Raw genomic sequence first — 11,468 nt, forward strand, 5'->3', positions numbered from 1 at the left:
TGACCGACTCCGTTGCTTCCACCGCTTGACACCGCCAAGTGGATGGCACAGGGCACTGTGAAATGGTTCAACGGTGAAAAGGGCTTCGGCTTCATCACCCCCGACGACGGCACGAAGGACCTCTTCGTGCACTACTCGGAAATCCAGGGAAGCGGCTTCCGCTCTCTCGAGGAGAACCAGCGTGTTCAGTTCGAGGTTGAGCAGGGAGCCAAGGGCCCCCAGGCTGTAGGAGTCAGCGCCGTCTAAGACGGCCTGAGTTGGTTGCCCGCGGGCTGGTGCGGTTACTTCGCACCAACCCGCGGGAACTTCACTAATCACGTTACGGTGCAGGACTTCCTGCGCCATCAGGGTGGCCGTGTGGCGCACCTACGACACCCGACGACTCCGTGACGCGATGCTCCGGGTCGTGCGTTGGCGCCGTGCCGGGGCCACTTCGGCGGCCGCGGTGCCGATGGTGATCCACTTCGCGAGCTGACGCGTGGTGCGTAACTGCTCGCCGCCGACGTGCAACCATCCCCGCATAGTGCGCCCGCCCATCTGCATGGGCTCAGCGGCACCGTCCGCAAGCAGACGCTCGGCGCGTGCCGGGTCGACGCGAACCATGAGTCCACCTTCACGACTGGCCGCCACGGCTATCCGGCCGGCGACCAGGAAGGCCAATCCGCCGAACATCGCCTGCTCGTCGACTGCGGAAGTGTTGGCCAGCTGCTCGCGAATACGGTCGGCCAGGTACGAGTCGTAGGCCACTAGGCCTCCGTCCGGTTGTCGGGCAATGCGGTCGGTTGCTGTGTGCGCACGGACAATGCCTGCCGGTAGTGGTTCATCAGGGCTCTAGCAGAACCTTGATCGCTCGCCGTTCATCCATCGCCGCGTAGGCGTCGGAAACCTGATCCAGTGGCATGGCCAGGTCGAAGACCAAACCGGGTTCGATGGCGCCGGACAACACGTCGGGGAGCAGTTCGTCGATGTAGGGACGCACCGGCGCCATGCCGCCGGCCACTCGGACATTGTTTTTGAACAGCACCGGCATCGGCAGTTCGGGCGCGCCGGCGGGCACCCCGACGAAACCGAGTTGACCGCCGGGGCGAACCGAACCGAGCGCCTGGGCCATGGACTCCTTGGTGCCGACGCACTCCAGTACCGAGTCGGCGCCGATTCCACCCAGCAGCTCCTGCACCACCGCGATCCCCTGCTCCCCTCGTTCGGCCACGACGTCGGTGGCGCCGAACGCCCGAGCCAGCCGCTGCCGGTCGTCGTGCCGGGACATCGCGATGATCCGTTCCGCGCCAAGCCGTTTGGCTGCCAGTATCGCGCACAGACCGACCGCGCCGTCGCCGACGACTACGACCGTCGAGCCCTCGGTCACGTCACCGGAACGTGCGGCGTGATGGCCGGTGCCCAGCACATCGGCGAGGGTGAGCAGGTGCGGATACAGGGCGGCGTCCGGCATCTCGGGCACCTTCACCAGGGTTCCGTCGGCGAACGGCACCCGCACGTATTCGCCCTGACCGCCGTCGAGCAGTTCTCCGCTGGCAGTGGTGTGACCCCAGAACCCGAAGTTCACGCAGGAGGTGGTGATCCCGTTGCGGCAGTGCGCGCAGGTGCCGTCGCTGTCGGTGAACGGGGAGATGACGAAGTCCCCGGCGCGGAGGGTGCTGACCTCAGCGCCGATATCTTCGACGATCCCGATGAACTCATGCCCGATCGGGTGCGGTGCGGGGGTCGGCTGAACCCCGCGGTACGCCCACAGGTCCGAACCGCATACGCAACTGCGCAACACCCGGACGACCGCGTCGGCAGGCGACTGGATCCGCGGATCCGGGCGCTCCTCGAAGCGGATGTCGCCGGCCCCGTGAATGACCGTTGCCCGCATGGTTCACCTTCCGATCGCCGAGTCAGCAGCAGCATGGTGACCTTTTCCACCCTGCCACATCTTCAGATCAGGTGAGCCGGCTACCGGGCCGCGTACCGGTCCTGCAGCTTGGTCAGGCTCGCCTGGATGCCCTTCACGTTGGCCTTGATCGATCCGGTCAGCTCATAGAACGTGCGTCGCAGCAGACCGGCGTCGTGGTAGTCGAACGTCTCGGTCACCCGGGTCAGGCCCGGCCCGAGCGACTCGAACTCCCAGCGCCAGCGGTGCCCCTCCGGGTGCCGCCACTCCACCACGCGATCCGGTTCGAGAGCGGTGACGCGGCTGGTGATCCGGTACGGCACGCCGTACATCTTCATGTTCGTCGAAAACTTCGACCCGACAGCCAGTTCCGCGGGCGCCTTGACGTTGTCGCGTACCGTGCCCGAACCGTCCAACTCATGGTGCCGGCGCGGGTCGGCGGCGATCGCGAACAATTCGGCCGCGGGTGCGGCCACCTCCACCGATCTGCTGATCTTCCCGGGCCCGGCGTCGACAACGACCACAGTCATGGCTTTTCCTTCCGATGTCCGTGCAGCATTGAGCCCAGTCTAGGGATGCGCTCCGCCGAGACCACCCGGTCGCAGCGAGACTCGGCTATCGTTGAAGCGATTACATAAGCTAAGCAAAATCAGATGGTGTCCTGATGGGATTTCTCCGCGCGCTGGGCGTACTGACATCGGTGCTCGCGGTCTGCAGTGCGGGTTGCACGGCACCGAATCGGCGGAGCGGCATACATCCAGGAACCATGCCCAAGGTCGGGACCGTCGATGAGCGGTTCGCGTCGTACAACATCGAGATGGCCGCGGTCACCGGCGCGCAGTTCTGGAAGCCCTACGGCGCGACAATCCACCAGTCCCCCACTCAGCCCGCCAGGGCGCCGAGCGCCTACATGTTCGAGTACCGCCCGCCTCGGGATCTGACGAATCGGCGATTGCGGACACTGGCAGCCGCACTCGGCCCCGCCTATGTCCGGGTCAGCGGAACCTGGGCCAACTCCACCTATTTCGCCGACACCGACACACCGCCGGCGACACCGCCCGCCGGTTTCAACGGCGTGCTGACTCGCGCCCAGTGGCGTGGCGTGGTCGAGTTCGCCAACGCGGTCGACGCGGCGATCGTCTCCTCGGTCGCGATCAGCCCGGGCACCCGCGACGCCGGCGGTCGCTGGACTCCCGAGCAGGCGCAGCGCTGGCTGGACTACACCCACTCGGTCGGCGGCGAGATCGTCGCCGCTCTAGAGTGGGTCGCCATGATGCTGCGATCGATCCTGCTGTTCATCGTGGCGGCGGTGGCGGAGATCGGCGGCGCCTGGCTGGTTTGGCAGGGTGTCCGCGAGCACCGCGGCTGGCTGTGGGCCGGTCTCGGCGTCGTGGCGCTCGGCCTCTACGGCTTCGTCGCCACCCTGCAGCCCGATGCGCATTTCGGTCGCATCCTGGCTGCCTACGGTGGTGTCTTCGTAGTCGGTTCACTGGCCTGGGCGATGGCCCTCGACGGATTCCGGCCCGACCGCTGGGATGTACTGGGCGCCGCGGTGTGCCTCGGCGGTGTTGCCGTGATCATGTACGCGCCCCGTGGGCGTTGACGTCGACGGCCGGTTATGTCGTCAATGTGCGACACGGCCAAACGCGGCAGCCAACGCGTCCAGGGTGCCGGGCACCAGCCGGTAGTACGCCCACTTGCCGCGCTGGGTCCGCTCCAGCAGGCCCGCCTCCACCAACGTCTTCAGATGGTGCGACACCGTCGGCTGAGTCAGTCCGACCGGCGCGGTGAGGTCGCAGACGCACGCTTCGGCGCCGTCGTGAGCCGCTATCAGCGAGACGAGGCGCAGCCTGGTGGGCTCGGCCAGCGCCTTCAACACGCCGGCGAGCCGGTCGGCGGTCGGCCCGTCCAACACACCCGCGGTGATCGGGTTGCAGCACACCGAGAGGTCGGCCTCCACCGGAGACGTGCAGACGACGGGCATAGCGCCAGTATCACACACACATTGACAATCATCGATGCGTTGTGAAGACTGCATCATATTGATATGCGTCGATGCGAGGAGTGAAGCCGGATGGCCACCGAGGGCGATGAATTGCGCGACAAGGTCCGCGCCAGCTACAGCGCAGCCGCCGAGGCGGTGCGCTGCGGCGACACCAACGGTGACGTCTTGAGTGCTGCGAGTTGTTGCGGCTCAAGCGATTCGGGGACCACCGGAGTCATCTTCGGCGCGGGCCTGTACGGCACCGGCGAGCACTCACAGTTGCCCATCACCGCCGTCGAGGCGAGCCTGGGCTGCGGCAATCCGACCGCGGTCGCCGACCTGCTCCCCGGCGAGCGGGTACTCGACCTGGGGTCCGGCGGCGGCATCGATGTGCTGTTGTCGGCCAAGCGGGTCGGCCCGGACGGGTATGTGTACGGCGTCGACATGACCGACGAGATGCTGGCGTTGGCTGAGGAGAACCGGTTGCTGGCCGGGGTGCGCAACGTCGAATTCCGCAAGGGCACCATCGAAGACATCCCACTCCCGGACGGCGAGGTCGACGTGGTGATCTCCAACTGCGTCATCAACCTGTCCGCCGACAAGCCGGCGGTGATCGCCGAGATGTTCCGGGTTCTGGTGCCCGGCGGACGGATCGGGATCTCCGACGTCGTCGCCGAGGACCACCTCAGCCCGGCCGAACGGGCCGAGCGGGGCTCCTATGTCGGTTGCATCGCCGGCGCACTGTCGAAGCAGGAATACCTCGACGGGCTGGCCGCGGCCGGATTCACCGATGCCGCAGTCACATTCACCCACCCGGTCGCCGAGGGGATGCACGGCGCGATCATCCGTGCGAGCAAACCCGGCTCCGCCGCATGAGTGACACTACGGTGCTGGCCCCACCGACCGCCGCGAAGCTCTCCACCCTCGACCGGTTCCTGCCGGTCTGGATCGGCCTGGCGATGGTCACCGGGCTGCTGCTGGGGAAGCTGGTGCCCGGTCTAGGGTCTGCGCTCAGTGCCGTTGCGGTCGACGGCATATCGCTGCCGATCGCGCTCGGGCTCCTGGTGATGATGTATCCGCCGCTGGCGAAGGTTCGCTACGACCGACTCGGGACGGTCACCGCCGACCGCAAACTGCTGGTGTCGTCGCTCCTGCTGAACTGGCTCGTCGGCCCGGCACTCATGTTCGCGCTGGCATGGTTGCTGCTGCCCGATCAGCCCGAGTACCGCACCGGGCTGATCATCGTCGGGCTGGCCCGCTGTATCGCCATGGTGATCATCTGGAACGACCTGGCGTGTGGGGACCGCGAAGCCGTCACGGTGTTGGTCGCGTTGAACTCGATCTTCCAAGTCCTGATGTTCGGGGTGCTCGGCTGGTTCTATCTTTCGGTGCTGCCCGGCTGGCTGGGCCTACCTCAGGACGGGATCGACGTGTCGGCGTCGCAGATCGCCAAGTCCGTGCTGATCTTCCTCGGCGTCCCGCTGCTGGCCGGATATCTGTCCCGCCGATTGGGGGAACCGGCTAGAGGCCGGGACTGGTACGAATCGCAGTTCCTACCCCGAATCGGCCCATGGGCACTGTACGGGTTGCTGTTCACCATCGTGATCCTGTTCGCCCTGCAGGGCCGCCAAATCACCTCGCGGCCATGGGATGTCGCCCGTATCGCAGTCCCTCTACTGGCCTACTTCGCGATCATGTGGGCGGGCGGATACCTGCTCGGCGCTGCCCTGAAGTTGGGTTACCAGCGCACCACCACGTTGGCGTTCACCGCCGCCGGCAACAACTTCGAACTGGCCATCGCGGTGGCAATCGCCACCTATGGCGCCACGTCGGGCCAGGCACTGGCCGGGGTGGTCGGCCCGCTCATCGAGGTCCCGGTGTTGGTCGGGCTGGTCTATGTCTCCCTGGCGTTGCGCAGCCGCATCTTCGGATCCGAAGCGCAGCCGAGCGCAACCCGCTGATGGCTGACAAGCCGACCGTCCTGTTCGTCTGCGTTCACAACGCCGGACGGTCCCAAATGGCGGCGGCGCTGCTCACCCAACTCGCCGGGGACCGCATCGAGGTCCGCTCGGCCGGTACCGCACCCGCTGACCGGATCAACCCGGTGGCGGTGACCGCGATGGCCGAGTTGGGCATCGACATCACGACCGGAGCCCCCAACTGTGCTCACCGCCGACGCGGTGGAGCGCAGTGACGTCGTGATCACGATGGGTTGCGGCGACACCTGCCCCCACTTCCCGGGAGTCACCTACCGAGATTGGTCATTGCGCGATCCGGCCGGCCAGCCCCTCGACACGGTCCGTGACATCCGCGACGAGATCGCCGAGCGGGTCAAGGCGCTGATCGGCGAACTTCTGTAGCCGACCCCCAGTTCTTCGCGTGTTCCCGGGACCGCGCCAGGGCTTCGAGCCGGCTGAAGCGGTCGACGTAATCCCGCAACGCGAGGTTCACCGCTTCCTTCTTGGTGTGCACACCAGCGATCCGCATGACGTCGGCCAGTGTCTGGTCATCGAGGTCGATCTGCGTCACGGCCATCGCAACCTCCTGATGTTGGCGATCTTCCTATCGCCGGCGATACGGCAACAGCATCCGATTCGACCGTGTATCGGATCATTGCACCGACGGCCTCGGCGTAGCGATTGATCGTGGCGATCGTCGGGTTGGTGCCTCCTGACTCAAAGCGCGTCACCGCACTTCGATCGACCCCCATCTTCCGAGCGACGTCGGCCGGCTTGATCCCGCGCCGTTGCCGTACTCCGACCAGTTGCCGGATCAGATGGTTCTCCGATCGCGCGACGTCGACGCTGAGCCTGTCATCAGCGGATACGCTGTCGGCGACACCCATCAGCCCAGCCTCTCTCGATCCGTTAATTCGTTGCGTTATAAGTCAACGATATCCCGCCCGGTCAGCTCACGCCAGCCTGTCGTCGGCGAACGGGATTCACGCCAACGGATCAGCTTCCACATTGCATCGATCATCTGCCGAGTCTGCTTACGGCTGGCGTCGCGGTCTCGGCCCCGCTTCTGCCCGATCGACAATCCCAACACCAGACCCGAGGGATCATTGGGCTCACCGAAGTACAGGCGATACTGCGCCGCATCGCCAAGCCGGCTGGTTCGCTTAGGGCTACGCTCATCCACTCGCAATTCGCCGAGCCAGGGCACCGGCCGACCACAGAATTCAACCGCCTTGATCCGCCTGCCGACCGGCGCGCTGTAGTCATAGCCTTGCGCATCAAAAGGCAGCCCGTACTGCTCAGAGTCCTCAATCAGTGCAACCAATTTCGCCCACGCGCCGCGATCTGCAACGCGCAGGGCGTTCAGGTCCGCCCACACAAGGGCGGTGTCCCAGCGGCAGCCGCCTCCGTTGACGCGACCTACGGTCGCAGAATCCGGGATGCCCATCGGCAACACCCCTCCAGCCTTGCTCAACCCCGCCCGCCGCCGACGGCGGGCGAACATGCAAGCAGCGGGACAGCAGGGTCCGACATGGCCGATCCGCTCCACGAGAGGCCGACGGGGCGCGGCCATGCGACGGACCCTATCCGGGGCGATCCCCACCGCGAAGTCGAGTAGCTCTACTCATCCGCCGCCCACGATTCCCGGCGAGGATTTCCCCCATGGAAACCCCGAAACCCCTTCTGGAATCAACCGGCGCCTACTTCACCCAGACCGCGATCGCCTTCGGCGTCTCATTCGGTTCGCTGGCGGTCGGCATCGCCTGCCTGCCGATCTCGGTGTGGCAACGATCCTTCCTGGCCATCTGCGGCCTGTTCCTGGTCACCAGCTGCTTCAACCTGGCCAAGGTGATCCGCGACCAGCACGAGACCCGGCAGATCCGCAACCGCGTCGACGAGGCGCGCATCGAGCAGATGTACGTCAGTCACAACCCGCTGCAGGGCGTCAGCTGACCGCCCCGGCGGCGCCCATCAACGCGGCGCGGATAACTCCGCCGAGTTGCATCGCCACCTGGTCGAGCGGGGTGCTGCTGCGCTGGGCGCGGCAGATGGCGACCGTACCTTCGACGGCGGCGACGATCAGCGTCGCGATCTGTTCGGCATCGACCGCCTCGACACCGGCGTCGCACATCGAGTCCGCAAGCAGGCCCGTCCACCGCTGAAACGCGGCCGCCGCGGCGTCGCGCGGCGCAGCGCGATCATCACTGGACACCTCTTCGATCGACACCGCCAGCACCGGGCAGCCCGCGTGAAAGTCGCTGTCGACGAGGATCTTTCGCCATAGCGCCAGGAATGCCCGTAGGCCCGCCTCGGGCCCCGCGGCCAGTTCCCTGGCGAGCACATTCACGGTGAGGTCATCGGCCCAGCGCACCGCCGCGGTCGCCAGGTCATATTTGCCGCCCGGGAAGTAGTGGTAGGTGGAGCCCAGCGGCGCATCGGCGTGCTTGGCGAGCTCACGCACGCTGGTCGCATTGAGCCCACGCCGGCTGATCATGTCCGCGGCGCCGGCGACCATGCGCTGACGTCCTCGACTGTCATCTGTCATGACGGGCCATCCCTTGTTATAACGACCGACATAGTCTACCGTGACACGCAATTATTACGATCGTTATAGCGAACGCGGGGACAGAGGAGATCCGATGAGAAGTTTGATGTTCGTCGAGCCGGGGCGGCTGCGCTTCGACGAGGTCGACGCGGCGACCATCGTGGACCCCCGGGACGCCCTGGTGCGCCCGCTGGCCGCGACCACCTGCGACCTGGATCATCATGTGATCGCCGACAAAACACCGTTCTCGCTCGCCGGCCCGTTCCCACTCGGACACGAATGCGTCGGCACCGTCGTGGAAGTCGGCCCGGAATGCACCGCCGTGACCGTCGGCGATGTCGTCGGAGTCGCCTGGCACATCGCGTGCGGCACCTGTGTCCAGTGCTCGCTCGGGCATCCGGCGCGCTGTCTGAGCTACGGCGACGCCCAGTACGGGCTGCCCATCAACGGGTTGTGGGGCGGGACGTTCTCCGAACTGATCCGCGTGCCCTTCGCCGATTACAACCTCGCTCCCCTGCCGACCGGCGTCGACCCCGTGCATCTCGCGTCGATCGGCGACAACCTCGCCCTGGGTTGGGAGACGGTGATGCCGACCATCTCCGGCATCGACGACCCGCAGGTGGCGGTCTTCGGCGGAACCGGCTCGATCGGCCTGTACTGCGTCGACGTGGCCGTGCACTGCGCCGGCGCCCGCACCGTGTACTACGACGACGACCCCACGCGGATGGCCGTCGCGGAACGACTCGGCGCGGAAGTCGCCGACATCAACGGCAAGCGGGAGAAGAACTTCCACCTGGCGGTCGACGCATCCTGCGATCCCGACCGACTGCGCAAGGCGCTGGTTTCGGTCATGCCCGAGGGACATGTGAACAGCGTCGGGATCTACTTCGCCGACGTGGCACTGCCGATGCTGCAGCTCTACATCCGCGGCGTGCACTTCCACAACGGCAAGGGTCATGCCCGCCCCAACATGACACCGACGCTGGATGCCGTCGCCGCCGGTGTGCTGCACCCCGAAGTCGTCACCAGCGGGATCTACGGATGGGACGAGATGCCGGACGTCCTGACCTCGACATGTGCCGGGCACAAGCCGATCTTCGTACTCGACCGCTAGGGCCGGTGCTCATTGCCCGCTGCTTGGATACAGTTCCCTTCGTGGACGAGTTCGACTATGTGGTGGCTGGCGGCGGCTCGGCGGGATGCGTGATCGCCAGCCGGCTCAGCGAAGACCCGGCGGTGTCGGTCTGCCTGCTCGAAGCCGGCGGGGAGGGCCGCAACCTGCTGATCCGGGCGCCGATCGGGTTCGTCGCGGGCATGCCGCACGGCATCAACAGCTGGAACTACCAGACCGTCCCGCAGGCCGGCTTCGCCAACGGCCGCCGCGGGTTTCAGCCGCGTGGCAAGGCACTCGGCGGCTCATCGACGATCAACGCGATGATCTACGCGCACGGGCATCCATCGGATTTCGACCACTGGCGCGACCTGGGCAACCCGGGCTGGGGTTTCGACGACGTGCTGCCGTACTTCACCAAATCGGAGAACAACGCGATTCACCGTGACTCGAAGTATCACGGAACGTCCGGCCCGCTGCAGGTGACGAATCTGCGCAGCCCCAGCCCGCTCAACGAGGTGTTCCTGAAAGCCTGCCAGTCCCAGGGCATCCCGTTCAACACCGACTACAACGGCGCGCAGCACTTCGGTTGCTACCACGTGCAGGTCACCCAGCGTGACGGCGAACGGCACAGTGTCGCAGCCGCATTCATCCACCCCATCCTGGACCGGCCGAACCTGGAGGTGCGCACCAAGGCGCACATCACCGGGCTGACGTTCGACGGCCGCCGGGCGACCGGGGTCAGCTACACCCAGGGCCGGCAGACCCGAACCGTGCGGGCCCGTCGCGAGGTGATCATGGCCGCCGGCGCATTCGGCACCCCGCAGATCCTGATGGCGTCGGGCGTCGGCCCCGGCGCACATCTGCAGCAGCTCGGGATCGCCCCGGTGCTCGACTCCCCCGGCGTCGGGCAGAACCTGCAGGACCACATCTCGGCGCTGCTGATCTACCAGGCCCGCACCAACAAGGACACCATCGGCATCTCGCCGGTCGGTGTCGCCCGGATGGCCAAGGCGATGTGGCAGTGGAAGCGGCACCGCACCGGGCTGATCACCAGCTGCGTCGCCGAATCCGGCGCCTACTACCGCACCGGTCCCGACGTCGAGGTCGCCGACATGGAGATGGAGCTGATCGTCGGGATCGGCGACGACCACGGCCGCAAACCGCCCATCGGGCACGGCTATTCGGCGCACCTGCTGCTGGCCCGACCCAGAAGCCAGGGCGAGGTGCGGCTGAAAAGCCCTGACACACACGTCGACCCGCTGATCGACCCGAAATACTTCAGCGACCCCTACGACATGCCGACGCTGGTGAAGGGCACCCAGGTCGCCCTCGACGTGATGAACGATCCCGCCTTCGACGCCTACTGCGGCGACATGCTGATCCACTACGACCGCAACGACCCCGCGCAGATCGAGGAGACGCTGCGGGCGCACGCCGACACCGAATACCACCCGTGCGGCACCGCGAAGATGGGCCCGGACTCCGACCCGATGGCCGTCGTCGACAAAGACCTCAAGGTGCGCGGCATCGAGGGGCTGCGCATCGCCGACGCCTCGATCATGCCGACCGTGCCCAGCAACAACATTCACGCACCCGTGCTGATGATCGCCGAGAAATGCGCCGACCTGATCAAACAGGGCTGATCAAACACCGCTGACCGGGGATCAGCCGCCGAACTCGCGCACCATCTCGGTCATGGTGCGCGCCACGCAGGCGGCGTCGCAGCGCCCGGCGAGATAGCCGGAGCCGCAGCCCATCAGCTCGGCGAGGATGTTCTGCAGCCCCATGGCCTGCGCGTCGTGCGGGCGGCCGTCGCCGCCGGCGGCCTGCTCCTGTTCGACGTAGCCCTGCACGGCGCGGATCATGCTGCCGGCCATCGAGTCGGCGTCGATCTCCCCGCGCAGGAAGCTCGGTCCGACCGCCACCGCCTGATCGATCGCGGCCCGCATCCTCGTCGCCTGATCGGATTCCATCGC

At 66.6% G+C, this 11,468-nt stretch carries 14 protein-coding genes and 2 pseudogenes; 7 read left to right on the forward strand and 9 right to left on the reverse strand.

Features of this window, described 5'->3' with window-relative positions; translation table 11 throughout:
• The first annotated feature begins 42 nt into the window (after positions 1-42).
• The gene (locus KIH27_RS15385; protein ID WP_214093836.1) at positions 43-246 is read left to right on the forward strand and encodes a cold-shock protein; all 204 of its coding nucleotides are present in this window, start codon (positions 43-45) and stop codon (positions 244-246) included.
• A 120-nt stretch (positions 247-366) separates the two neighbouring features.
• Here the strand turns inward: KIH27_RS15385 and KIH27_RS15390 are convergent, their stop codons facing one another.
• From KIH27_RS15390 to KIH27_RS15400, 3 genes are all read right to left on the reverse strand, one after another.
• A complete protein-coding gene (locus tag KIH27_RS15390) occupies positions 367-747 on the reverse strand; it encodes a TfoX/Sxy family protein (RefSeq protein WP_214093837.1) in 381 nt (126 codons plus the stop codon).
• Between the two features lie 76 nt (positions 748-823).
• A complete protein-coding gene (locus KIH27_RS15395) occupies positions 824-1,873 on the reverse strand; it encodes a zinc-dependent alcohol dehydrogenase family protein (RefSeq protein ID WP_214093838.1) in 1,050 nt (349 codons plus the stop codon).
• An 80-nt stretch (positions 1,874-1,953) separates the two neighbouring features.
• Complete coding sequence (locus KIH27_RS15400; RefSeq protein ID WP_214093839.1) at positions 1,954-2,421, reverse strand: SRPBCC family protein; 468 nt, start codon at positions 2,419-2,421, stop codon at positions 1,954-1,956.
• 740 nt (positions 2,422-3,161) lie between these two features.
• Here KIH27_RS15400 and KIH27_RS15405 point away from each other — a divergent pair.
• A complete protein-coding gene (locus KIH27_RS15405) occupies positions 3,162-3,494 on the forward strand; it encodes a YnfA family protein (protein WP_214093907.1) in 333 nt (110 codons plus the stop codon).
• Positions 3,495-3,515: 21 nt separating this feature from the next.
• Here KIH27_RS15405 and KIH27_RS15410 read toward each other — a convergent pair whose 3' ends face one another.
• Positions 3,516-3,875 carry an ArsR/SmtB family transcription factor gene (locus tag KIH27_RS15410; protein ID WP_250150215.1) on the reverse strand — a complete coding sequence of 120 codons (360 nt, stop codon included), beginning with the start codon at positions 3,873-3,875 and terminating at the stop codon, positions 3,516-3,518.
• Positions 3,876-3,965: 90 nt separating this feature from the next.
• On the opposite strand from KIH27_RS15410, the gene arsM reads away from it, so the two are divergent.
• Together arsM and arsB are read left to right on the forward strand one after the other, a co-directional pair.
• Entirely contained in the window at positions 3,966-4,751 is a 786-nt protein-coding gene (gene arsM, locus KIH27_RS15415; protein WP_214093840.1) for an arsenite methyltransferase, read from the forward strand.
• A pseudogene (gene arsB / locus KIH27_RS15420) lies at positions 4,748-6,235 on the forward strand (ACR3 family arsenite efflux transporter). The gene arsM and the pseudogene arsB overlap by 4 nt, the downstream one beginning before the upstream one ends.
• A 22-nt stretch (positions 6,236-6,257) precedes the next feature.
• Here the strand turns inward: arsB and KIH27_RS15430 are convergent.
• The 3 genes and pseudogenes from KIH27_RS15430 to KIH27_RS15440 form a co-directional block, all read right to left on the reverse strand.
• Positions 6,258-6,410 (reverse strand): annotated as a pseudogene (locus KIH27_RS15430) (type II toxin-antitoxin system VapB family antitoxin); the annotation flags it as partial.
• Entirely contained in the window at positions 6,382-6,720 is a 339-nt protein-coding gene (locus KIH27_RS23305) for a helix-turn-helix domain-containing protein (RefSeq protein WP_214093843.1), read from the reverse strand. The pseudogene KIH27_RS15430 and the gene KIH27_RS23305, both read right to left, overlap by 29 nt.
• Positions 6,721-6,755: 35 nt before the next feature.
• Positions 6,756-7,280, reverse strand: a complete 525-nt coding sequence (locus tag KIH27_RS15440; RefSeq protein ID WP_214093844.1) for a hypothetical protein — start codon at positions 7,278-7,280, stop codon at positions 6,756-6,758.
• A 215-nt stretch (positions 7,281-7,495) separates the two neighbouring features.
• Here KIH27_RS15440 and KIH27_RS15445 point away from each other — a divergent pair, with 215 nt between their 5' ends.
• The gene (locus KIH27_RS15445; protein WP_214093845.1) at positions 7,496-7,786 is read left to right on the forward strand and encodes a YiaA/YiaB family inner membrane protein; all 291 of its coding nucleotides are present in this window, start codon (positions 7,496-7,498) and stop codon (positions 7,784-7,786) included.
• Here the strand turns inward: KIH27_RS15445 and KIH27_RS15450 are convergent.
• On the reverse strand, positions 7,779-8,378 hold the full coding sequence (locus KIH27_RS15450; RefSeq protein WP_214093846.1) for a TetR/AcrR family transcriptional regulator: 600 nt from the start codon (positions 8,376-8,378) through the stop codon (positions 7,779-7,781). The genes KIH27_RS15445 and KIH27_RS15450 overlap by 8 nt on opposite strands.
• Positions 8,379-8,472: 94 nt before the next feature.
• Here KIH27_RS15450 and KIH27_RS15455 point away from each other — a divergent pair, with 94 nt between their 5' ends.
• Together KIH27_RS15455 and KIH27_RS15460 are read left to right on the forward strand one after the other, a co-directional pair.
• On the forward strand, positions 8,473-9,492 hold the full coding sequence (locus KIH27_RS15455) for a zinc-dependent alcohol dehydrogenase (protein WP_214093847.1): 1,020 nt from the start codon (positions 8,473-8,475) through the stop codon (positions 9,490-9,492).
• Between the two features lie 41 nt (positions 9,493-9,533).
• Positions 9,534-11,135, forward strand: coding sequence for a GMC family oxidoreductase (locus tag KIH27_RS15460; RefSeq protein ID WP_214093848.1), 1,602 nt, complete (start codon positions 9,534-9,536; stop codon positions 11,133-11,135).
• 21 nt (positions 11,136-11,156) lie between these two features.
• Here the strand turns inward: KIH27_RS15460 and KIH27_RS15465 are convergent, their stop codons facing one another.
• Positions 11,157-11,465, reverse strand: a complete 309-nt coding sequence (locus tag KIH27_RS15465; RefSeq protein WP_214093849.1) for a hypothetical protein — start codon at positions 11,463-11,465, stop codon at positions 11,157-11,159.
• Positions 11,466-11,468: the final 3 nt, after the last annotated feature.

Origin of the sequence: Mycolicibacter acidiphilus, from assembly GCF_018455725.1 — a bacterium.
Lineage (GTDB): Bacteria > Actinomycetota > Actinomycetes > Mycobacteriales > Mycobacteriaceae > Mycobacterium > Mycobacterium acidiphilum.